At 43.8% G+C, this 23,897-nt stretch carries 21 protein-coding genes; 12 read left to right on the forward strand and 9 right to left on the reverse strand.

Translation table 11 applies throughout. The features are described from left to right. The 4 genes from AC1DO4_RS15620 to AC1DO4_RS15635 all read left to right on the forward strand — a co-directional run. Nucleotides 1–1,465: PIG-L family deacetylase (locus tag AC1DO4_RS15620; protein ID WP_477417387.1), on the forward strand; the 1,465-nt coding region annotated here is incomplete at its 5' end. A 315-nt stretch (nucleotides 1,466–1,780) separates the two neighbouring features. After that, nucleotides 1,781–2,896, forward strand: a complete 1,116-nt coding sequence (locus AC1DO4_RS15625) for an acyltransferase family protein (protein WP_477417389.1) — start codon at nucleotides 1,781–1,783, stop codon at nucleotides 2,894–2,896. A 3-nt stretch (nucleotides 2,897–2,899) separates the two neighbouring features. Beyond that, the gene (locus AC1DO4_RS15630) at nucleotides 2,900–3,376 is read left to right on the forward strand and encodes a DUF2059 domain-containing protein (RefSeq protein ID WP_477417391.1); all 477 of its coding nucleotides are present in this window, start codon (nucleotides 2,900–2,902) and stop codon (nucleotides 3,374–3,376) included. A 79-nt stretch (nucleotides 3,377–3,455) separates the two neighbouring features. Next, the gene (locus AC1DO4_RS15635; RefSeq protein ID WP_477417393.1) at nucleotides 3,456–6,317 is read left to right on the forward strand and encodes a M16 family metallopeptidase; all 2,862 of its coding nucleotides are present in this window, start codon (nucleotides 3,456–3,458) and stop codon (nucleotides 6,315–6,317) included. Between the two features lie 220 nt (nucleotides 6,318–6,537). Here the strand turns inward: AC1DO4_RS15635 and AC1DO4_RS15640 are convergent, their stop codons facing one another. Beyond that, complete coding sequence (locus tag AC1DO4_RS15640; RefSeq protein WP_477417395.1) at nucleotides 6,538–7,389, reverse strand: AraC family transcriptional regulator; 852 nt, start codon at nucleotides 7,387–7,389, stop codon at nucleotides 6,538–6,540. A gap of 88 nt (nucleotides 7,390–7,477) precedes the next feature. Between AC1DO4_RS15640 and AC1DO4_RS15645 the strand changes: the two genes are divergently transcribed. Together AC1DO4_RS15645 and pnuC are read left to right on the forward strand one after the other, a co-directional pair. Continuing rightward, a complete protein-coding gene (locus tag AC1DO4_RS15645; RefSeq protein WP_477417397.1) occupies nucleotides 7,478–8,419 on the forward strand; it encodes an NADP-dependent oxidoreductase in 942 nt (313 codons plus the stop codon). 97 nt (nucleotides 8,420–8,516) lie between these two features. Beyond that, entirely contained in the window at nucleotides 8,517–9,140 is a 624-nt protein-coding gene (gene pnuC, locus AC1DO4_RS15650) for a nicotinamide riboside transporter PnuC (RefSeq protein ID WP_477417399.1), read from the forward strand. A gap of 3 nt (nucleotides 9,141–9,143) precedes the next feature. Here the strand turns inward: pnuC and AC1DO4_RS15655 are convergent, their stop codons facing one another. The 3 genes from AC1DO4_RS15655 to modA are packed head-to-tail and all read right to left on the reverse strand — an operon-like array spanning nucleotide 9,144 to nucleotide 11,221. After that, complete coding sequence (locus AC1DO4_RS15655; protein WP_477417401.1) at nucleotides 9,144–9,761, reverse strand: ATP-binding cassette domain-containing protein; 618 nt, start codon at nucleotides 9,759–9,761, stop codon at nucleotides 9,144–9,146. Further along, nucleotides 9,758–10,429, reverse strand: a complete 672-nt coding sequence (gene modB / locus AC1DO4_RS15660; RefSeq protein WP_477417403.1) for a molybdate ABC transporter permease subunit — start codon at nucleotides 10,427–10,429, stop codon at nucleotides 9,758–9,760. Before modB ends, AC1DO4_RS15655 begins: the two co-directional genes overlap by 4 nt. Nucleotides 10,430–10,444: 15 nt before the next feature. After that, on the reverse strand, nucleotides 10,445–11,221 hold the full coding sequence (gene modA / locus AC1DO4_RS15665; protein WP_477417405.1) for a molybdate ABC transporter substrate-binding protein: 777 nt from the start codon (nucleotides 11,219–11,221) through the stop codon (nucleotides 10,445–10,447). Between the two features lie 455 nt (nucleotides 11,222–11,676). On the opposite strand from modA, the gene AC1DO4_RS15670 reads away from it, so the two are divergent. The 5 genes from AC1DO4_RS15670 (at nucleotide 11,677) to AC1DO4_RS15690 (ending at nucleotide 18,855) form a co-directional block, all read left to right on the forward strand. Further along, nucleotides 11,677–13,587 (forward strand): 7TM diverse intracellular signaling domain-containing protein, encoded by a 1,911-nt coding sequence (locus tag AC1DO4_RS15670; protein ID WP_477417407.1) that lies wholly within the window; start codon nucleotides 11,677–11,679, stop codon nucleotides 13,585–13,587. Between the two features lie 468 nt (nucleotides 13,588–14,055). Beyond that, a complete protein-coding gene (locus AC1DO4_RS15675; protein WP_477417409.1) occupies nucleotides 14,056–15,930 on the forward strand; it encodes a glycoside hydrolase family 30 beta sandwich domain-containing protein in 1,875 nt (624 codons plus the stop codon). A gap of 87 nt (nucleotides 15,931–16,017) precedes the next feature. Next, nucleotides 16,018–17,238 carry a family 16 glycosylhydrolase gene (locus AC1DO4_RS15680; RefSeq protein WP_477417411.1) on the forward strand — a complete coding sequence of 407 codons (1,221 nt, stop codon included), beginning with the start codon at nucleotides 16,018–16,020 and terminating at the stop codon, nucleotides 17,236–17,238. 56 nt (nucleotides 17,239–17,294) lie between these two features. Then, nucleotides 17,295–18,185 (forward strand): hypothetical protein, encoded by an 891-nt coding sequence (locus tag AC1DO4_RS15685; protein WP_477417413.1) that lies wholly within the window; start codon nucleotides 17,295–17,297, stop codon nucleotides 18,183–18,185. A gap of 88 nt (nucleotides 18,186–18,273) precedes the next feature. Continuing rightward, the gene (locus AC1DO4_RS15690; protein ID WP_477417417.1) at nucleotides 18,274–18,855 is read left to right on the forward strand and encodes an HPP family protein; all 582 of its coding nucleotides are present in this window, start codon (nucleotides 18,274–18,276) and stop codon (nucleotides 18,853–18,855) included. A gap of 8 nt (nucleotides 18,856–18,863) precedes the next feature. Here AC1DO4_RS15690 and AC1DO4_RS15695 read toward each other — a convergent pair whose 3' ends face one another. The 3 genes from AC1DO4_RS15695 to AC1DO4_RS15705 all read right to left on the reverse strand — a co-directional run bounded on the left by AC1DO4_RS15695 (nucleotide 18,864) and on the right by AC1DO4_RS15705 (nucleotide 21,110). Beyond that, entirely contained in the window at nucleotides 18,864–19,559 is a 696-nt protein-coding gene (locus tag AC1DO4_RS15695; protein ID WP_477417420.1) for a Crp/Fnr family transcriptional regulator, read from the reverse strand. Between the two features lie 45 nt (nucleotides 19,560–19,604). Continuing rightward, nucleotides 19,605–19,838, reverse strand: coding sequence for a hypothetical protein (locus AC1DO4_RS15700; RefSeq protein WP_477417422.1), 234 nt, complete (start codon nucleotides 19,836–19,838; stop codon nucleotides 19,605–19,607). 228 nt (nucleotides 19,839–20,066) lie between these two features. Then, nucleotides 20,067–21,110: a DUF4097 family beta strand repeat-containing protein gene (locus AC1DO4_RS15705; RefSeq protein WP_477417424.1), complete on the reverse strand. Its 1,044-nt coding sequence runs from the start codon at nucleotides 21,108–21,110 to the stop codon at nucleotides 20,067–20,069. Between the two features lie 247 nt (nucleotides 21,111–21,357). On the opposite strand from AC1DO4_RS15705, the gene rpiA reads away from it, so the two are divergent. Next, nucleotides 21,358–22,050, forward strand: a complete 693-nt coding sequence (gene rpiA / locus AC1DO4_RS15710; RefSeq protein ID WP_477417426.1) for a ribose 5-phosphate isomerase A — start codon at nucleotides 21,358–21,360, stop codon at nucleotides 22,048–22,050. A 27-nt stretch (nucleotides 22,051–22,077) separates the two neighbouring features. Here the strand turns inward: rpiA and AC1DO4_RS15715 are convergent, their stop codons facing one another. Then, nucleotides 22,078–22,860 (reverse strand): polysaccharide deacetylase family protein, encoded by a 783-nt coding sequence (locus AC1DO4_RS15715; RefSeq protein ID WP_477417428.1) that lies wholly within the window; start codon nucleotides 22,858–22,860, stop codon nucleotides 22,078–22,080. Next, nucleotides 22,854–23,897, reverse strand: coding sequence for a beta-ketoacyl synthase chain length factor (locus AC1DO4_RS15720; protein ID WP_477417430.1), 1,044 nt, complete (start codon nucleotides 23,895–23,897; stop codon nucleotides 22,854–22,856). The genes AC1DO4_RS15715 and AC1DO4_RS15720 overlap by 7 nt, the downstream gene beginning before the upstream one ends.

Here is a 23,897-nt window from a genome sequence, read left to right on the forward strand (position 1 = left end):
GGTCACATCGGGTCACATCGGCTTTAACGAGCCGGGATCGGCACCCAACTCGGGTACCCGCCTGGTTACTTTGGATGATTTGACCCGTAATGATGCTTCCCGTGATTTTGGCGGCAAGGCCAATGTGCCTACCAAAGCCATCACCATGGGTATTGGCACCATTTTTAAAGCCCGCGAGATCATCCTGATGGCTTGGAGCGCCAAGAAGGCACCTATTATTAAAAAAGCGGTGGAGGGTGAGATCTCGGGCGAGGTACCGGCTACCTACCTGCAGCTATCCCAGCATGTGGAGTTTGTGCTGGATGCGGCCGCGGCTTCTGAACTGACCCGTTTTGATACCCCCTGGCTGGTAAAAGATTGTTCATGGGATGATAAAGTATTGAAGAAAAAAGCGGTGATCTGGCTGGCCGATACCATCGGCAAACCGGTATTGAAACTCACCGAAGAGGATTATAATAACCATGGTATGGCCCAGTTAGCGGTAGAGCAGGGACCGGTTTACAACATCAACATTGATATTTTTAACCAGATTCAGCATACCATTACCGGCTGGCCGGGCGGCAAGCCGGATGCCGATGACTCCCAGCGCCCGGAAAGGGCTTTGCCTGCCAAAAAACGTTCCATCATTTTCTCCCCGCACCCGGATGATGATGTGATTTCCATGGGCGGTACTTTTATCCGCCTGGTTGACCAGGGGCATGATGTACATGTAGCTTACCAGACATCGGGCAATACCGCTGTTTGGGATGATGATGTGTTGCGTTACATGGAGTTTGCTATTGATTTTACCAACAGCATCGGCGAGGATAGCGGTCACCTGAGCTCCTTATATCAGGAGATGCGTGCCTTTTTCCCGCAGAAGCAACCCAACCAGATTGATACCCGCGAGATCCGCAATGTGAAAGGTTTTATCCGCAAAACAGAAGCCATCTCGGGTGCCCGTTACGCGGGTTTGCCTGATGACCATATCCACTTTATGGCTTTGCCTTTTTATGAAACGGGCAAAACCAAGAAGAACACGGTGGGCGAGGAAGACATTCTGTTAACCATGGAACTGCTGCAGCAAATAAAGCCGCACCAGATTTTTGCGGCCGGCGATTTTGCTGACCCCAACGGTACGCACCTGGTTTGTTTCAACATTATCCTGGCTGCCCTAAACCGCCTGAAAGCTACCGAGGAATGGGTGAAGGATTGCTGGCTGTGGATGTACCGCGGCGCATGGCACGAGTTTGAAACTTACGAGATTGAAATGTCGGTGCCACTTTCTCCTGAGGAAGTGATCCGCAAGCGGAACGCCATCTTCAAGCACCAGTCTCAAAAGGATCGCCCGGTGTTCCCGGGGGATGACGCAAGGGAGTTCTGGGTAAGGGCCGAAGACCGTACCCGCGACACCGCGAAACGTTATGACCGCTTAGGCATGGCGGAGTATGAGGCCATGGAAGCGTTTAAGCGTTATATATTTTAATTTTACTGTAGCAATGAGTTTGAAACCTGGAGTGTTCGAAAGATTTTCTCCGGGAGATACTGTGTGTATCCATTTTTAAATATCCAAAACTGTTGCGTTCGCAACAGGTGAAACAGTAAAAAATCGCATCTATCTAACAATCAGGAAATTACGAATTGTCATAAACATACAAAACGCAACAGAAGGCAATGGACTTTTTATCCGCAGGAAAAATTACCGTGAGCGACACAGGCAATAGCCTGTGTAATATTAGTGAATCATAGCGATGGGTTTAAAAACTCATCGCTATATTTATAAAATAACAATTGCAGACGAATGAGTGCAACAATTACTACCGAAAAGCCCGTAAGGCTTCTCTCTTTAGACGTCTTTCGCGGCGCCACAATAGCTGCCATGATCTTAGTTAATGACCCCGGCGATTGGGGCCATATCTATGCACCCTTAGAGCACTCCAAATGGAATGGCTGCACACCTACCGACCTGGTATTTCCTTTTTTCCTTTTTATGGTTGGGGTGTCAGTGGTTTACGCCATGGAGAGCAAAAAGGCTGTTATGCCCCACGGCAAGTTAATATTAACCGCGCTGCGTCGTACTGCTATACTGATCGCCATTCCCTGGATCACCCAGTTGATTTTTCATCCCGATGGTGGTTTAGCTCATCTGCGCTTGCCGGGTGTACTGCCGCGCATCGCCCTGGTTTATTTCATCTGCACCATCCTATATTTAAAAACATCACAAAAAACCCGTGACTGGATTTTTGCCGGTGCGCTTATCGGTTACTTTATCATCATGACCTTTATCCCTGTACCGGGAGTAGGCTATGCTAACCTGGAGCCAGAAACCAATATGGGCGCCTGGGTAGACCGATTGGTATTTACTACCAATCACCTCTGGCGCGAATCGCACACCTGGGACCCCGAAGGTTTGCTGGGAACCTTACCCGCCGTGGCTACCGGCCTGTTCGGTATACGCGTAGGTTCGTGGTTAAAACATAAAGACCGCGACGAGAGTGTAAAAGTAAGCTGGATGTTTACTTATGGTGTAATAGCAGTTATCGCAGGCTTAATATGGGATCTGTTTTTCCCCATCAATAAAGCGCTTTGGACAAGCTCATTCGTGCTTTATACCGGCGGCCTGGCTACCATTGGGCTGGCCCTTAGCTATTGGCTTATTGATGTGCACGGGCATAAAAAATTCACCTACCCGTTTGTGGTTTTTGGCACAAATGCCATTACGGCTTACGTATTATCCGGCTTTATCCCGCATTATATGGGGATGATAAAAATCGGGGGATCGTCAATTTATCAAACCTTTTTTGCTCCATATTTCTCTCCCATAAACGCGTCACTGGCCAGCGCAATATTTACGGTTATTATATTATGGCTGGTGATGTGGATATTGTATATTAGAAAAATATTTATCAAAATATAATATATGAAATTTAAACTGACCCTAATCACCTTAACCGGGGCACTATTATTTAGTATTACAGGAGTAAAAGCGCAAACTACCACCTTTACGCCATCGCACCTTAAAGCAGCAGAACGGATGCTTGTTGCATCAGGAATAGAGACCAACCTGCAAAAAATGTTCGGCACGCTTATAGAGACTCAAGCCCAGCGATTACCCATCGATAAAAGGACCGCATTCAAAAACGCGATGAATAAATTCATCAACAAGTATGTAACCTTTGAGGATGTAAAAAAAGCATTCATTCCAATTTATGCCCAGGAGTACTCAGAGGCTGACCTAACCCAGATAGCAGATTTTCTTTCTTCACCTGCAGGTATAAAAATGACCGAAAAGCAAGCCATACTATTTCAAAAGGGCGGCGAGTGGGGTCAAAAGGTATTTACAGATCACCAGGCAGAGCTTGAACAAATGATGAAGGATGAAATGGCAAAAAAATAAAAACGGCCTTGTTAGCCAATAATTTGTAACTAATAGTTTCGTTTAGCATCTTAGCATAAAAATATTCCTAATTAATATCATGAATTTAAACAAACAGCTTTCTGTTGCAGCTTTAACTTTGCTTATAGCCACAGGAAGCGCCTTTGCACAAGTAAAAAAAAGGCCGGCCCCATCGCCAAAAAGCAAACCCGTTGCAGCGCAACTGCTTGTAAAAGGCGATGTATTACCCATTGATAAACAGGTTATCATTGGCAAATTGCCCAATGGATTAACCTATTACATCAGGCAAAATGTCGAACCCAAAAACAAAGCCGAACTTTACCTGGTAAATAAAGTAGGATCGGTTTTAGAGACTGACGACCAGCAGGGCCTTGCGCATTTTACCGAGCATATGGCCTTTAATGGCACCCGCGATTTTCCTAAAAATCAGATGGTTGATTACCTGCAAAAATCGGGTGTAAAATTTGGCGCCGATTTAAATGCCTATACTTCATTTAACGAAACGGTTTACCAGTTACCAATACCAACCGACACCGCAGCGATTTTTAACAATGGCTTCAAAATACTGGCCAACTGGGCGGGCTATGTGAGCTTTGACCCTACCGAGATAGATAAAGAGCGTGGTGTTGTTTTAGAGGAAGAACGCTTACGCGGAAAAAATGCACAGGAACGTTTACAACAGCAGGTACTGCCGGTACTGCTCAATAACTCGCGTTATGCTTTACGCCTGCCAATAGGCAAGGAAGCTATCCTTAAAAACTTTAAGCCCGAAACCATCAAAAGCTTTTACCATGACTGGTATCGCCCGGATCTGCAGGCGGTAATTGCCGTTGGCGATTTTGATCCTAAACAGGTAGAGGCGCTGATAAAACAAAATTTTTCGGGATTGCAAAATCCTGCTGCCGAAAAACCACGTGTAAAATATACCGTGCCTGCCACACCAGGTACCGCTGTTAAAATAGCTACAGATAAGGAGTTTCCTTACACTCTTGCCCAAATTGTTGTAAAACATCCGGGCACAACTATTAAAAACACTAACGACTACATGCAGAGCGTTAGGGTACAGCTGTTTAACCAAATGCTAAATTCGCGCTTAGGCGAATTGCTGCAAAAACCAAATCCGCCGTTTTTATTTGGCCGGTCGAGCTATGGTGGCTTTTTAGGCGAACAGGATGCATTTACCTCCATCGCGGTAGCAAAACCAGGTGAGCTGGAAGGTGCAATTAAAGCTGTAGTAGCCGAAACTGAAAGAGCCCGTAAATTTGGGTTTACACTTACCGAACTGGAGCGCGCCAAGCAAGACGCTCTTGTGCAAATGGGCAATGCCTATAAAGAAAGGGATAAAACAAGATCGGTAAATTTTGTACGCGAATACCAGCAGCACTTTTTAGAGGGCGAAGCTATACCGGGTATTGACTACGAATACAATTTTTATGTAAACAACATTGGTAAAATAACCTTGTCCGAAATGAATGCCCTGGCCGGCAAATTCATTGGCGATCAAAACAGGGTGGTAATTGTTGAAGGACCCGAAAAGGACAAAGCCGCTTTACCATCCGAAAGCACTTTACTGCAATGGATAAGCAGCGCGGGCCAAAACGTTACGGCTTATGTTGACAATGTATCATCAGACCCATTGTTAAGCAAATTACCCGAAGGTACTAAAGTTACTTCTGCAGTGCCAGATTCGGCTATTGGTACCACTACCCTCACATTGGGTAATGGCCTTAAGGTAGTACTGAAACCAACAGAGTACAAAAACGATCAGATCCTGATAAATGGCTACGCCTTTGGTGGTTCATCACTGGCAAGCGATGATGATTTCACATCGGCCAATTTGGCGTCGTCTATCATAAGCAGCAGCGGTGTTGCACAGTTTAACCAGGGTATGCTTGATAAAAAGCTCGCCGGTAAAAATGTAAGCATTACTCCTTACATCAGCGAGTTTGCCCAGGGAATAACTGGCCGTTCATCACCCGCCGATTTTGAAACCGCCTTGCAACTCATCTACCTGTATTTTACGCAGCCACGTAAGGATAATGATATCTGGCAATCAACAATCTCCCAAACTAAATCGGTGCTGGCCAATAGGGGGCTTGATCCACCGAGCGTATTCCAGGATACTATATCGGCCGTTTTAAGCAACTATAATTTTAGGGGAATGGTAACCAAAGCCGAAAGATTAAATACCGCTTCGCTTGATAAAGCATACGCTTTTTACAAAAGCAGGTTTGCCGATGCCAGTAACTTTACTTTTACATTGGTAGGTAATTTTGATATAGAAACTGTAAAACCTTACCTGGAGCATTATTTAGGAGGCCTGCCATCAACCAATAGTAAAGAAACTTATAAGAACCTTAAAATTCAGCCGCCGGCAGGCGAGATCACCAAGATAGTAAATAAAGGGGTGGCAGAAAAAAGCAGCGTTCAATTGGTTTTCAGCGGAGATTATGAATACAACGAAGCTAATAACCTCCAGATGGATGCGCTTGAAGAGGTGCTGAATATTAAACTGATTGAGCGTTTACGCGAACAGGAAAGCGGCGTTTACGCACCTGGTGTAAGGGCTGGTTATCATAAAATTCCAAGCGGCAGATATACCATCACCGTTTATTTTGGATGCGCGCCCGAGAATGTGGACAAAATGATAGCATCTACATTGGATGAGATAGCCAAGCTTAAATTAAACGGCGCCCAGCCAACAGATATCCAGAAATTTGTTGCTGAGGAAGCCCGTACAACCCGCGAACAAATGAAGGAAAATATTTTTTGGGCAGGATACCTGGCTTCATCACTACAAAATGGTGAAAACCCCGATGAGATCCTGAAACATGTAGGTAATCTTGAACAGATAACCGTTCAAAGCACCAGGGAAAGTGCCAACAAATACCTTAGCGGTAAAAACCTTATAAAATTAATACTGATGCCGGAGAAAAAATAATTCCCCGCGTGATATTTAAAAACGCCCTACCGGATGATCCTGGCAGGGCGTTTTTTGTTTGAAGACAAGAGCTATGACTATCGTTATTTGCCGATTGACTGTAAACGCCCGAACAAACAAATAACAACGCAAGGAGGCAGCACGTTTTTAAGATCATATCAGCTAATGTAATCAGAAATTTGTATTAAGACGCTTACTACATGTAACTGTTACACAGGCACTATAATGCGCGGGCCAGCTGTACCGATTTACGATATTCCTTTGGGCTGTTACCCTTTTGCTTCCGAAAAAACTTATTAAAATGGCTTTCGTCGGTAAAGCCAAACTCGCCGGCAATTTCATTAAGGCGCTTATCGCTGAATTGCAGGCGGTGCTCTATTAGTTTGGTTTTATAATTGGTAATATATTGCTGCAGCGTTTCGCTGGCATGCTTTTTAAAATACCGCCCCATATAGGCCTCCGAAATACTGAAGTTACTGCTGATCACCCCTGCTTTCAGTTTTTCGGGATAATAAATGTTGCTTTGAATGTATTGCAAAATATCCATCGCCTTTTCTTCGGTACCCATATTCACCTGTTCGGGAAGGTAGCGGGCAATATTACGGGCAACAACTATAATCAGTGTGTTTACTAATTGTTGTATCAGTTCCTTATTGTAAATATCCTTATTCTCGTACTCGCCAATAATGGCCTCCACCATCGGGCCAACCAAACGTTTATCCGGCTGATTTTTAAGAATACAGCCCGGCTGGTGATTGGCATTATGCAATATATACTCCAGCCGTTGAACGTTTTCTGTTAATATGCCATTGTTTTTTAAATAGATATCGTTAAACCGCAAAAAGAAAAGTTTGGTAGTGGTTTCAATATCAAGTGAATGGCAATCCTCTGGTGTTATCAGGAACATGTGCCCGGCGTGATAACTGAAACTATTTTTATTGATGCACTGTTTACCAGTACCAGAGATAATATAGATCAATTCAAAAAAGCTATGCTGATGTGCAAGCTTGGGGCATGCATCTATTGTTTTGTAGGCAATAGAAAAAGGTTCATATAAATTTTCCTTTATCATAGTACGAAAATACCAAATTATAGAAATATTATACCAATTTAATTTCATTTTACGGTATAACTTTGACCTATCAAATTAAAGAAAGATAATGAAAGCAATAATTTTAAAAGATTTTGGCAGCGTTGAAAATTTGAAAGCCACAAACATACCCATCCCGTCAATTCAGGCTGATGAGGTACTGATCCGGTTAAAATCTATAAGCATTAACCCGGTTGATGTAAAAACCCGTTCGGGCAAAGGCGTGGCCGGATTAATAAAAGATCAAATGCCCGCCATTTTAGGCTGGGATATTTCGGGCGTTATTACCGAAGTTGGCGCCGACGTGACTAATTTCAAACCAGGGGATGAAGTGTTTGCCATGTTAGCCTTTCCTAAATTAGGTAAAGCCTATGCCGAATACGTAACAGCGAAAGCTGATGAACTGGCATTAAAGCCGGCAAATATCAGTCATGACGAAGCTGCAGCTGCCTCCCTTGCCGCACTCACCGCCTGGCAGGCTTTAACAACACACGGCAGTATAAAAGCGGGCAGCAGGGTATTAATCCACGCGGCGGCAGGTGGGGTAGGCCATTATGCCGTGCAGATGGCTAAACACCTTGGTGCATACGTGATAGGTACTTCGTCCCTTGCCAACAGAGATTTTGTTTTATCCTTAGGGGCCGATGAACACATCGATTACAAGGCGCAGCCATTTGAAAACGCGGTAAAGAACATCGATTTTGTATTAGATGCCATCGGAGGCGAATATATTGACCGCTCATTAACTATAATCGAAAAAGGCGGTACCATAATCAGTATCCCATCCGGATTAAACGAAGGTGTAACCGAAAAAGCGCGAGCGGCTGGTGCTAATGGCTATACAATGAGGGTACAACCGCGTGATAAAGACATGCAGATTATTGCCGGCTTACTAGAAAAAGGCTTTATCAGATCGCATGTATCAAAAACCTTCCCTTTTGATCAAATGGCCGATGCACATTTGCACCTGGAAAGCGGAAGGACTATAGGGAAGGTTACGCTGACGTTGTAAGCCCTCAAACCGGATATAGCTCTATCGGAGATATCCTGACAGACTAATTAAATAGGTTTTAACGCGTTTGCCCCTTCCTTTTATATATTTGATGTAAATGGATCCCATCTCAATAGGCCGCCACATTATCCAGGAAATTAAGCAAACCGGCTACCTGGAGTGGTTGGGGGCACTAACGGGTATTGCCTGCGTTTACCTGGCCGCCAAACAAAACATCTGGAACTGGCTAATGGGCATCATAAGTGTAACTGCCTACATGGTGGTTTTTTATGAAAGCGCATTATTTGGCGACGCGGGCCTGCAGATTTATTTCCTGGGAACAGGCATATACGGCTGGTACTACTGGCTCCGCAAAAAAGAGCGAAAGGAAAAGCCGGTTATCAGCCTTAATACCAAAGAGTATGTATGCACTATACTGGCCACCCTAATCTTATCGGGGCTGTTAGGCTTATTCCTGCAAAAATATACATCTTCAAAAGTGCCTTATATTGATGGGTTTTGCACAGCGGTAAGTTTTATGGCCCAGTTGCTGATGACCAGGAAGATATTGCAAAACTGGGCGCTTTGGATATTTGTTGATATTTGCTATGTGCCGCTGTACATTTACAAAAGCCTGTATGTAACCGCCATATTGTATATTATTTTCCTGGTTTTAGCCATCATGGGTTACATTGACTGGTATAAGGAGTATAGGGTTTTGAAACCCGCAGGGGAAGTATAGTATCTACTCAAAAACCATTTCCTCATTAACCCAGCCATCCAGTTCCTGCGGGTTATGGCTTACAATGAGGGTTGTTGAGCCCAGCTCCTGCAAAATTATTTTTAATCCGGCTACCAGTTCTGTTTTCATTTTAGGGTCGAGGGCAGAGAAAGGCTCATCCATTAAAAGCAGTTTTGGCCTCGTGGCCAGGGCTCTCAGGATGGCTAAGCGTTGTTGTTGACCTCCCGATAGATACTCTGGCTTATGTGTTTCTAAATTATCCAGCTTGCCTAATAACAGCAATCGTTTTATCCATGACTCATCGGCGGTGGCGTATTCCAGGTGCTGCCTCACCGTCATGTTGGGGAACAGGGCATATTGCTGGAAAACGAAGCCTACATTTCTTTTTTGCGTGGGTAAATTAACCTTTGCCGCAGCATCAAACCAGGTAATGCCGTCGGCAATAATTATTCCTTTTTCCGGGTTTGTCAACCCTGCAATAACTTTCAGAAACGTGGTTTTACCCGAACCGGATGGCCCATATATTTTGGTGATACTGCCGGTAGCAAATTGTTTATCAATCCGCAATACCTGCTGCCCATGGTAGGCTTTTAGTTTTTTTTCGATAGTTAGCCTGATCATCCTAAGGGGCTTTTGGCTTGATATTTATTAAACACAAAAACAGCTATCACCAGCACAAACGTAATGGAAAACAAAATAAGCGAATAATTATTAGCTGCTGCGTAATCCATTTTCTCAACAGAATCATAAACAGCGATTGAAGCCACGCGGGTTACGCCCGGTATGTTGCCGCCTATCATCAGTACCACCCCAAACTCGCCAAGGGTATGGGCAAAAGTGAGCACCACCGCTGTTAACAATGATGGCTTAATATTGGGCAGTAAAACGCTTTTAAATGTTTGCCATCGGGTTTTCCCCAAGGTATATGATGCTTCGGCCAAAGCAGCAGGCAATTGCTGTAAAGCCGATTTCACCGGGCCAACCATAAAAGGCATACTGTAAATTACCGATGCCAGTACCAATCCCTGGAACGAGAATACAAACTGCACATCGAAGCTATCATGCAACCATTTACCCAGGCCGTGCCGCGGACTAAAAGCCAACAGCAAATAAAACCCCAATACCGATGGCGGCAGCACCAGGGGCATGGTAATTACAGCTTCAACAATAATCTTAAAAAATGATCTTCCCCGCGAAAGCCACCAGGCAAACGGCACGCCAATAACCAGCAGCAAAACTGTTGTAATGCCGGCTAATTTTAAAGTAAGCCATATTGGTGAAAGGTCCATCAACAAAAATAGGGGTTATTGTACACGGTAACCATAGCTTGCAAAAATACTTTTAGCTGCCGGGCTCAATATATACCGGTAAAACTTTTCGGCGCCAGGGTTACCTGCGCCATGTTTTAATATCACCATCCCCTGTAATATTGGCGCGTAATCTTTAGGGTTGATGACCTTATAATACAAAGCGGTTTTATGCTCCGTATCTTTTATAAGCGATTGTGTGGTAAAGCCAACATCAGCCACCCCGGTTGTAATGTAGGTATTTACCTGCGATATGCTTTCGCCATAAACAATTTTGGATTTTACATCATCTAAAACGCCCTTTCGTTTTAATACCTCTTCGGCAGCTTTACCATAAGGGGCAATTGCAGGATTAGCAATAGCTATTTTTTTTGTGCGGTGAGTAAGTAAAAGACGCTCCCAGTTCTCGAAACCTATATTTTGCGAACTACAGATGATGAGGCTGCCCTTTGCGTAAATAACCGGCTTTTTTGTGGCAAAGCCGCCTTTAAACAGGGTTTCGGGGAAGCTCATATCGGCAGATAAAAATACATCAAAGGGAGCTCCGTTACTGATCTGTGCCACCAGCTTGCCCGATGAACCGATGATCGGTTCAATAACTATCCCGGTTTTTTTCTTAAAATCTTTTTGCAATACCTCTATAACCGACTGCAGGTTAGCAGCCGTCGCCACCCGTACATTTTGGGCATATGCGGGCAAATTCGCTATAATGCACAAGGCAATAAAAAAGACTATTTTTTTAAATGGGTGGTAAATATGTTGTTTGCGTTTCATTGGTTTTGTAGCTGTTTATTAGGCCGGCATCAATTTCAGATAAAACAATTATTTAATGCTAAAGCACTACAAATATATACTTGTTACGTGGTAATTAATTTATAATAATTACCTGTAAGTCCGACGGTATTTATACTTAAACTAACGGTAATATAATTGCGTTTGTATTCTATCATCCGGCTTTAAAGCCGGCAGCCCCTATACTCAATGCAGGCGCTTTATTATTTATGTTTGATAAGTTGGACTACTTTATAAAAAGTGTATAAAAGATGAACAAAAAGTGTGCAAAATTGGCCTAAAAATCACATTAAATAACTGTATTATATACCTTTAATAGGATTATAAAAATAAATATATTATCATTGTATCCGGCCTGACGCTAACCAAACTAACCTGCTTTCGTGCCCGCAAAACCAAACTGCGGGTACGAAAGATAATTACCCCGATATCTGCGCATGTATAAACTTTTATCGAGATACTTTACCCCGGTCTTCCTGTTACTTTTTTTCTTTATAAATCATATATCAGCACAAACTGCAGTACTATTAAATGACAAGGTTAAGCAGCAAATATTTGAGTATAAACAGGTTTATTGCTTTGAAGATACTACGGGGCGGCTTAAATTTAACGAGGCCAGCATCGCCGAATTTAACAGGCTTTTCCTGGTAAATAAAGAGCCCACCCCGGTTACCAGGAATGTTAATTCGGCCTATTGGTACCGCATAAAAATAAAGGGTAATCCTTATACCCAAAACGACTGGCTGCTGGAGTTTTTCGACCAAACGATAGATAGCATTACCGTTTATTCGCCCAATGCTCAAAATAAATACAGTGCCACATTCTTAGGCAGCAGCCGTCCGTTTGCGGCCCGGTTTTATCACCATAAAAATTTCAGTCTTAATTTAAATAACCCCCAAAATGAGGATGCTGTTTATTATATCCGCATCAGGTCGCACCATTCCGTAAACGTGATCATGGTGTTGCGTACCGTGAGCTGGTTCATTAGTTACGCGCTGGATGAATATTTCTTTTTTGGTGTTTTTTATGGGATGATATTGGTTTTCGGTCTGTACAACTTCATGATGTTTATAGCCATGCGCAAGGTGCAATACCTGTATTACATAGCTTATAACATCAGCATAGGGCTTTACGAAATGTGTGCCGATGGCATTGCTTACCAATACATTTGGCCAAACAACCCGGGCTGGAACCAGTACGCCTACGGCATAGCTTTGTTTGCCGCCAGTATTTTCGCGGTGCTGTTTACCCAGAGCCTGCTCAATTTAAAGGTAAACGCGCCCCGCTTATACAAGGCCACCAGCCTGGTAATTGCCCTGCGCTGCCTGTTCTTCCTGGCTTGTATTACCATAAACAAAAGCTGGTTCAACTATAAAATTATCGAGTTTATCCCCCTGCTGCTGGCTTTTTATGCCGGTTGCTATACCTGGGCCACCGGGTACAAACCCGCGCGTTTTTTTGTAATTGGATACTCATTCCTGCTTACAGGCTTTATTATAAAAAGCTGCATTGCTTTAAACTGGTGGGTGCTGCCGGTTACCGAATTGGCCTACTACAGCCTGAGTGTTTGCTTTATTACCGAGATGCTGTTTATCTCTTTCGCCATTGGCGATAAGGTAAGGATACTGAAAAAGGAGAAAGATGATGCCCAGCAGGCCATCATTAAACAAATGAAGCAGAATGAGGAATTAAAAGACGTTCTAAATAAACGCCTGGAAGTGCAGGTGCAGCAACGCACCAAAGAGCTGGTTGAAAAATCATCCATGATAGCTGAGCAGAACGAGGAGCTGCGATCTGTTAACGACCTGCTGCAGCAACAGGCCGAGGAGATTTCGCGCATGAATGTACTGCTTGAAAAAGATAACGTTACCCTCCACAACAATATTGAAAAAGTAACACACGACCGTGTAATGTCGGCCGAGGTGGATTTTGACGAGTTCAGCAAGATCTATCCCGATAGGGAAACCTGTTTTAAATTCCTGTCTGACCTTAAATGGGAGAACGCTTACGCCTGCCGCAAATGCACCGGGGCGCACTATGGCGGCGGGCATTTGCCTTACAGCCGCCGTTGCTCTAAATGCGGATACGAAGAATCGGTAATAGCTTATACCATTTTACAAAACACCCGCATCCCCATCAATAAGGCCTTTTACATGATCTTTTTGATGTACTCCACCAAGGGCAAAATCTCGTCACATAAACTATCCGAGATCCTGTCTATCCGCCAAAGCACCTGCTGGGCGTATAGTACGCGCATTAAAAAGGCGATGGAGGCCCGTAAAAAGGAGATCAAGAACGCGGGATCGAAGGGGTGGAGTAAATTGGTTATTGATAATTCGGCAGATTGAGTTGTATATAGGAAACGAAGAGCGTTTAATTTTGCATCTTGCTGATAAACCTATTACCCTATCCAGATATACCCCCGGTTATTTTCTTTTAAATTAACTGCGATACAAGCGTATCACAAAAAAATCCTTCACTTTATAAATCCTTTGCCAAAGCATTTAAAGGCGTATTTTCCCATTCTTACACCTGCGTTTCAAGCGTATCAAAATTAACATAAAATACTATTAATCAGTTATTTATGTAAATTTTATTTGATTATTTCGTTTTAAATAACCTAAATTTGGTCTACAATTATAAACCATACATAAGCCTGTCGTCCTGAAAAATTGTTTTGAGCGATGCTGTTTTGCCTACGTTCAATCTATCGCATTTTAAGCATTGGTTAAATCAATAAAGCGATTTAGCACTGCGTAGCCGACCTTTTTGCTATGGAATTTTGTGTGCAATCAATTAAACCAAATAATAATTTTATGAACATCAATTACAATTTAAAGCGATTGGCAGCCCTCACCCTGCTACCCGCGGCCTTATTGTTTGCCTGTAAAAAGGATGCCGGTACCGGGGCGGCAAAAGCCCGGGATACCAACGGAACCGTAGCACGCGCTGCAAACGAAGTAGTAAATACCTGGGTCACCACATCCGATCAATCGAAGCTTTTGCAGGCCCAAACCAGTTTTAATTTTGCTGCCGATGCCGGCACCAACGCTACAACCGTAACTGTTGACGAAAACACCACATACCAGGGCATTGATGGCTTCGGCTTTACCTTAACAGGGGGCAGCGCCGGGTTATTGAATGGCCTGGGCGGCAACCAGGCCGCTGTTTTAAGCGAACTTTTCGGCACAGCGAACGGGCAGATCGGCATCAGTTATTTACGAATCAGCATCGGTGCCTCTGATCTGAGTTCCAGCGATTTTACTTACGACCAGGTAGCCGGCGATGTGAACATGAACAGCTTCAGCATCAGCCAGGAAAACCAGGACATGCTGCCTATTCTGAAAAAGATCATCGCCATAAATCCATCCATCAAAATTATTGCTACCCCATGGACGGCCCCAACCTGGATGAAAGTTAATACAACAGGCAACAACGGTTACACAGGGGGCAGCTTAAATACGGCTTACTATGATGCCTATGCCCGCTATTTTGTAAAATACCTGCAGGCTATGCAGGCACAAGGCATTACTATTGATGCCATTACCCCGCAAAACGAGCCGCTAAACCCCTACAACAACCCAAGTATGGTGATGCAGGCAACAGAGCAGGCTAATTTTATTAAAAACAATCTTGGTCCGCAGATCAGGGCAGCCGGCTTTGCCACAAAGATCATTGCGTATGACCATAATGCCGATGTACCCAGCTATGCCACCACGGTTTTAGGCGATGCCGGCGCAAACCCTTATGTTGATGGTTCGGCTTTTCACCTGTATGCGGGCGATATCGGTGCCTTAACAACCGTTCATAATGCCTACCCTAACAAAAACGTGTACTTCACCGAGCAATGGGTTGGCGCGCCAAGCAATTTTGGCGGCGATTTGTCATGGCATGTAAATACCCTCATTATTGGCGGTACCCGCAACTGGAGCCGCAACGTATTGGAATGGAACCTGGCTGCCGACCCCAACAACAACCCACATACTGCTGGTGGCTGCAGTACCTGCCTTGGTGGTATCACCGTAAGCGGAACATCCATTACCCGCAATGTTGGTTATTATATTATTGGCCACGCCGCCCGTTTTGTACGACCGGGAGCTGTACGCATTTCGTCCAACCTTTCGGGCAGTATCCAGAATGTGGCCTTTAAAAACTCTGATGGCAGTAAGGTGCTTATCGCCCTTAACAACGGCTCATCTGCCGTTAGCTTTAAAGTTAAATGGGGCGCAGAATCATTTACCTATTCATTGGCGGCTGGTGCTGTGGCTACCTTTAAGTGGAGCGGCACACAATCAAGCGGAACATCCGGTGCGCCAATTGGTTCGGTGATTACCCTGAAAGGCATCAATAACCAATATGTAAGCAGCGAAAATGGTACCGTGGCCATGAACTGTAACCGCCCAACAGCATCTGCATGGGAACAATTTACCGTGGTTGACGCCGGTGCAGGCAAAATAGGCTTACAGGGCATGGGCAAATACGTATCCTCAGAAAACGGAACACAAGCCATCACTTGCAACCGTACTTCTATAGGCGACTGGGAGAAATTCGACTGGGTAGTTAATGCTGATGGCAAAATATCACTGAAGGGCAACAATGGCAAATACATCTCCAGCGAGAACGGTACCCAGGCCATGACCTGTAACCGGGCCGCCATATCGGGATGGGAAGCTTTTGGCGTAAATCAATAAGCTTATGGCGATGAGCGGAAGCCGGGAATTTAAATTAGCCATCAAAAAACACGCTATCAACCAATTATTATACAAAATACCAACATTATGAAAACACTTCTAAACTATGCAAAAGGTGCCTTCGCTGTTATGGCCATGGCTACCCTCGTTTTTGCCTGCAAAAAGGACGCTAACAGGCAAACATCCACCACAGCAACTGCCGAAAGCAATCAAACTACTACGCCAAGAGCGGCAACACTGGTTTGGAGCGATGAATTTAACGGCAGCAGTGTAAACACCGCCAACTGGAACATTGATAATGGTAACCCGAATGTGAATAACGAGAAGGAATATTACCAATCGGCCAATGCTACAGTATCGGGTGGTTATTTAACCATTACTGCACGTAAGGAAACCGTAGGCGGTCAGCCTTACACTTCGGCCAAGCTGACCACCGCGGGCAAATTCCAGCCAACTTACGGGCGTATTGAGGCCAGCATTAAGCTGCCTGCCGTGCAAGGAACATGGCCCGCCTTCTGGATGCTGGGTGCCAACATAGGTACGGTAAACTGGCCGCAATGCGGAGAGATTGACATTATGGAACAGGTAAATACCTCTAACACGATATTAGGCACCATGCACTGGTATGTTAACGGACATACCCAATATGGCGGCAGCACTACTACTACACCAACCGGTTTCCATACCTATGCGGTGGAGTGGGATGCCAGTTCCATCAAATGGTATGTTGATAATACCCTGTATGTAACCGGTAATATTGCCAATAATATCAACAATACAGGAGCGTTCCATTTACCGTTTTTTATTATCCTTAACCTGGCCATAGGCGGCGATCTGCCCGGCAATACCATTAATGATGGCGCTTTGCCTTGCAATATGGTGGTTGATTATGTGCGTGTTTACAATCTTTCGGGAGGTACAACTTCTCCTCCTATCGGCTCAAACATTACCCTTAAGGGCTTTAACAACCAATATGTAAGCGGCGAGAACGGCACGCAGGCAATGTGGTGCAACCGTGCAACCGCACAGGCATGGGAAACCTTCACCGTAGTTGATGCTGGCGGCGGCAAGGTTGCCTTGCAAAGCATGGGCAAATATGTGTCATCAGAAAACGGCACCCAGGCCATTACCTGTAACCGAACTTCGATAGGCGACTGGGAAAAATTCGACTGGGTGCCTACTACCGATGGAAAAGTTACTTTGCGTGGCAATAATGGTAAATTTATCTCCAGCGAAAACGGCACACAAGCCATGACCTGCACCCGTGCAACCGCTTCGGGCTGGGAATCATTTGGCATAAATCAATAGTTATCCTTTACCTTTAGCCTGCCTTTAGCTATAAGGGCAGGCTAATTTTTTACCTGATGAAGAAGTTTATAGGTTTTCTTTTTGTACTGATGCACGGTGTTCGGCTGCTGCATGCCCAGTCGATAGAAAAGAGCCTGCAGCTGGATATTTCAACAGGGTACCAGCAGGAAAACTTTCATTGGTCGATATCAGGCAACCTCAGCGGGCAAAATCCAAATGTTCTTTCCGAGCTTAAATGGATGAAGGTTGGGGGGCAACAAATTGCCGCGTCCGCTAACTGGAATTTTTATAAACGCCTTGTTGTTTATGCTGATTACTCCCGGCAGTTTATTTCATCGGGCACAGTAAACGATGCTGACTATGACGCCGATAACCGAAGTAATACCACCTATAATCAAACCTTTAATGCCAATAAAGGCAATACCAGCTTGTGGAATTTAGGAGCCGGGTATGTCATTTTCAATTCCCGCCGGTTTAGTTTAATACCCTTTGTTGGTTACGGTGAAAGTAAGGAATTGCTTCGGCTGCTTAACCGCGGCGCAATGTTCCCGGATCTCAACAGTTCCTACACGCCGCAATGGAAAGGTGTTTTTTTCAGGTTAACATCATCTGCCCTGATCACAAATAAGCTAAAATTTAAAGCTGACCTAACCTATCACCAGGTGAGCTATAACAGTAATGGCGATTGGAATTTGATTACCAGTTTTCAGCACCCGGTTAGCTATCATCACCATGCCAATGGTTACGGCATACAGGCCGGTGGCAAGCTGAGTTATGGTATAACCAATCACATCGCCATAAACCTTGGAGGCGGTTATTTTACATGGCAAACCGGCCACGGAACCGATGAGCTTTACCTAAGTAGCGGGCAGGTGGATAAAACACAACTGAACGAGGTTACCAGAAAGGGTTTCCGGGTATCCGGCGGATTGAGTTTGGGGTGGTAAAGGGTGCTTGTTTTGCGGAGCTTTGATTTTGCCTGTTGTTTAATAATTTATAATTGAAAGTAACTATTTTTGCTTCCATCTATAAATTATGATTCGAAAGATACACCGGCACGTGCGAACTGCACGTTATATTGTTTACAAAGAAACGCTTGTTGATTATAAAGAGCATCTATGGACCTTTATCGGTTCGTTTTTAGGAATAGGCATTATCGGTTTTTTTAGCAGCCGTTATTTTAGCACTGCTGATAATTTATTCCTTATTGGTTCCTTTGGTGCTTCATCGGTATTAATTTATGGCATCATCAATAGCCCGCTGGCTCAGCCAAGAAATTTAATTGGAGGGCATGTTATTTGCGCTCTTGTCGGTGTTGCTATGCACAAAATAATCCCTCATGAAATATGGCTTTCTTCGGCACTGGCTGTTTCCCTGTCTATTGTATTAATGCAGATAACCAAAACGCTGCACCCACCGGGCGGAGCTACTGCATTGATAGCCAATATTGGCTCGGCCAAAATACAGGCTTTAGGATTTTTGTATGTATTAAACCCGGTACTATCCGGGGCAACCATATTATTGCTTGTAGCCATCCTGGTTAACAACATGACCAGTCACCGCAAATACCCCAACAATAAAAAATGGTATATGTTATGGCGCAGATACCAGCGATAAGCGGCAGGTCAGCCCCCGGTCTCTTCTGTTAGTTTCAACAGCAGATCTTCGTTTTTAATCAGGATATTTTTCCCTGCTATTGTTATGATATTTTCATCAACCAGGTCGTTGATAGTACGGAACAGTGATTCGTAAGCAGCCCCGGTAAAAGCAGCCAGATCCTGTCGGCTCAAATCGATATCGATAAAACCATCTGTATTTACACCAAACTTGTTTTGTAAAGATATAAGGGCTTGCGCAACCCGCCCTTTTACCGGCATATGTGCCAGGTTGCGCATTCTCTTCTCCGACTCCTGCAACTCATTGGCAAAAAACCGCATCAGCTTTATCACAAAGTTATTGTTAACGTTTAACGTTGATTCAAGAAAATCCATACTGATATAGCAGATCACGCCGGTTTCAATAGCTGTAGCAGATACAGGGTAATATCCTGTATCCCCCATGCCCAGATGACCCACTATATCGCCTTTTTGCGCGAAGCGTACTATCAACTCTTTTTCTGCATCCCACTTTTTATGAACCTTTATTTTACCCTCATAAACAAAGTAAATGCCGGTTACCGGGTCGCCTTCTTTAAAAATTGCCTCTCCCTTTTTTACAATATGGTTTTGGCGATGAGTTTCAATAACCGGGATCCAATCCTTTAAGCAATGCATGCATAAAAAGCAGCTTTTTAAATCACAGATGTTTTTGCTTTTCGCCATTTATGTATGCTTGTTTTTCACCGTTTGGTTTCTGGCGCTAAATTATTAAAAGTAACGCCCTTTTGGTTGTTCCCATGTAGCCATATTAAAAATAATTCCCAGGATTACAATTACCGATCCGGCAAACACAGGCCACGGGAAAGATTTTAAACCATTAATGTTGACTGTCCAGTTATGTGAATCAACTGCGTTAACTGTAGTTAAATTGGTAAAGGTTAAAAAACCAATAATAATGATAGTAATCCCTATCAGCATTAAAACATAACTAAATTTTTTCATGGCATTGCTCCTGTAATATTTTTTAATGATTAAAAAACAAAAATCGCAATAAAATATTACACATGCAATATAAAATGGGAGTATTTATTAAAAGAAGCAGAGTATTTATTACTCCTGCAATGAAACAGTTTTATTTAAAAGAACCTGATTTCTATAAATACATTAAAAACAAAAAGCCCCGTATCTGTCGATCTGAGGCTTTGGCCATGTTGATTTGAATTTGCTTGTTTAATTGAATCTTAAACTAATATTCCCGCTGGAGGCATCTGCACTTACGGGTATACCACCCCCATTTACACTTCCCTTTATATGGTCTTTTTCCCACTGGCCGTTAAAGTTACTTATCCGGGACTGATGATGGCCGATGGCATCACCCCTGATATCAAGATCAAGCCCTTGTTTTGATGGTAGTTCCAGGTCGATATTGCCAGAGCTTACGTCCAGTTTCAGGTATTTACCTACCTTATTAATTTGCGCATGCAGGCTCCCGGCACTGGTAGAGGCGTTTAAGCTGCAATTCATTTGTTTAAGGTCAATTCCCCCGCCGGATGTACCAGTGATTAATTCGCCTTCAATATTAGTACCATCAACCCCGCCACCGCTGGTGTGCGCGTTGATAGTTCCCTTTAAATTTTCGAGGCGTAATCCGCCGCCACTGGTTTCAAGTTTTATTTTACCGGTGCAGTTTTTTGCAATAATGCCGCCACCGCTGGTTTGAAGGTTAATATTATCGCCCGAGTTGGATACAATTATACCACCACCCGATGTGGTACCACGGATAGTCCCGTAAAGCTTGTCAACCTGCAAGCCCCCGCCACTGGTAGTAAAGGTTTCATTGCCCTTTAAATTATCGAGAATTATGCCCCCGCCGCTGGTTTTAAGATCGGTAGCTGTTTGTATTGGCACATATATTTTAAACGAAATACTGATCGACTTTTTCMAGTTAAAATTTTCGTGCTTGTTTTTTGCGATAGCGCGCACCTCATGCCCGGTAACAGCAACACTCAGGTCGTAATCCTCATCCAGCCGTTTTTTGATCTCATCTTTTGATAGCTCACGACCGTTATTCCCCCTGATGTAAACTTCAACCCTGGGAGTCTCGCCGCTTCTGCCGCTCACTATAATACCACCTGCCGATGTGTTTACAATTACGCTATTGATAGCATCGTTTGCCAATGATTTAGTAAGATATGGTGTTCTACCTTCATTATCCTGTGCTAAAGCAGCCGCAGTTTGGCCGGCAAGGAAAAACAATAATAAATACTTTTTCATATGCTTTAAATTGGTTTATATAGAAGACTGCTATACAAACCAATTCGTTGCAGACAGGGTAAGTTTTATTTTATTTGCGCTATTAGTGATTAGAAAGTTTCTTAGCTCAACATCCCCTTGCTGTAAACAGCTAATTGATTTATTAGCGGCCCTGTTTTCTTTCATCATACCCAATAAACTTATTTTTATCGGTATAATTACCTTAATTGCGGCAGCTTGTTTAATTTAACAAGCTATATTAAAAATCATGACCGATTACAAAGTTGAGGCTGCAAAAGCAGCGATGGAATTTATACAGGCAGGGCAAACCATTGGCTTAGGAGCCGGTACAACGGTTTCACACTTAATAAATCTGATATGCGAGAAAAAAGACCTGGCCGACTCGCTTATTTTTACCTCATCATCTTTCAAAACAACAACTGCATTGTTGGACAATGGGTTGAGGGTACAATCCCCGTCACTATTAAAGCACGTAGATATATACTTTGATGGCTGCGATCAGTTCGACACGGAACTTAATGCCTTAAAAAGTGGGGGCGGGATCCATACCACCGAAAAGATACTTGCTTCAATGGCCGATGAATTTATTTTAATGGGAGATGAAAGAAAGTTTGCAAACAAACTTGATAATACTTATCCTGTTGTAATTGAAATATTACCACAGGCTTTACAGGTGGTTCTTCACCGGTTGAAATTGGCTTATCCCGGCGCTATTGTAAAATTACGCATGAGTAACCAAAAGGACGGCGCGGTTATTTCAGAAAATGGCAATTTGCTGGCGGACATACATTTTGCCACTCTTATAGAGCCTGAAAAAGTAAACACACAATTAAGATTAATTCCCGGAATTGTTGATCATTCGCTGTTTTATAGAATGGCCACCAAATCTATAATTGCAGGAAAACTGGGAATAAGTATAATAACACCTGTTTATCTATAATCATATAATCAGTAAAGAAATAAATTGTCACCCCTGGGAGACATAAGCCTGCAGACGCAGCATTTTATCTACCCGTACAATTTTATACCCTTTTGATTGGGCAAATTCAATAAACCGGGGCAGCATAGCAATGGTGTTTTTGCAGGTATCATGAAACAGGAATATAGCTCCCGGCTTAATTGCAGCACTAACTTTTTCAAGCAGCTTATCGGCGTCTTTACTCATGGTATCGTAAGAGCGTACGTTCCAGCCAATGGGCGAATATCCGCCTTTAACTATCGCGTTTTTCAAATTAGGGTTCATCACGCCAAAAGGCGGGCGAAATAGCTTTGGCTTTTTGCCGATGACCCGGTACAGATCACTGTCCATCTGCTGCATCTCTGCTAACATCCGTTTTGCCGGGAGCATATCAAACAGCATAGCATGCGTAAAACTATGGTTACCTATAATGTGGCCTTCCGCATCCAACTGATTAATGATCGCTTCATTACCCGCCATCCGGCTACCAATGCAAAAAAAAGCTGCTTCAACGTCGGCATTCTTTAATATCGTTAAAATCTCAGGTGTCCCCTCCGCAACCGGGCCATCGTCAAAAGTAATTGCAATTACCTTTTCGGTAGTTTTTGCCGAGCAGTACATCGGCATAAAAAAACCGGAGCGTACAAAATAACAGCCGTAGGCGACAATGAGCGCATAAATAAATATGATGACTACATACACCAGCCAGCTTACACCATACATTTTATCAACCCAAATGGCTAAAGCCAGCAGGACAATCAATGCAATATTGGTGTTTTTGAATGTCAGCACGCCGATAGCAACATTAGGGAATGATAGCTGTTTTGGTAGTGATTGTAAATGAGCGCCTTTTTTACCGGAGCCGTGTGCTCTGCTCCCGGTACGCTATTTGTTTTGATGATTTGGGCCGCATACCACAAAGCAAAAGCTGAAGACGTTGGATACTCACCACACAAATGTTTGTAGTTAATAACCGTGTTTTTATTAAACAGGGTTTCACCTAAATGATTGTACACGGCATCATTTTTAACATCCCCATTTTTGCCGGTTATGATAACGTCGATATCATCGATACTGATATTTTGTGCCGATAAAAAAGCTGCTATCTGTTGTTCAATTGCTGTAAAGCTGCCTGGTTTATAAAAGGTAGTTATAGCATCCAGCTTCGCGAGGTCATTTCCTGAGGCCTCATTCGTGAGCAGGAAAAATGTGGAACCCTCGCCGGCAATGGTCCCTTTTGAGGTTGATTTGTATAGATCAAGATTATTAACCGGGCCTTGTTTATACAGGCCAAACCGGCTTAATATCCCGTGGCTGATATCCGTAATTTCGTCAATACCCCCAACAAGTACATTGTTTGCCTCGCCCTCCTGCAACAGCATTTGCGCATCTAACAGCGAACACTCAAAGGATGAGCCGCAGTTTACAAAGGTATTATTGTATTCGTGGCAATGCAGCAGCAGCGCTACCTGCGCACCAATGGTATTATGGGTTGATTGTATGAACGATGTAGGCGTAAGCAGCTCTTCTTCCCGCTCAACCATTTTGCTCAGGAACACGCCAGTATCTTCCAGGCAGCCATAAGCGGTGCCGGTAATGATGGCATCCGGCGAGGTTAGTCCGGCCTCCTTTAAACAAGCCATGGCTGATGCAACCCCCATTTTAATCACCCTGCTCATGCGGCGGATGAGTTTGGGATCTATGAGCTCTTTGTAATCGGGTGTAATGCAGCTTAGGCGGTTACCTTCATAAGCAACAACCTCGGCCAGGAACGGTACGTTTCCGAATGTTTTTTGGGGCGATATATTTCCTGTTGCACGTATATACAT

The organism is Mucilaginibacter sp. P5_A6 (genome assembly GCF_056400585.1).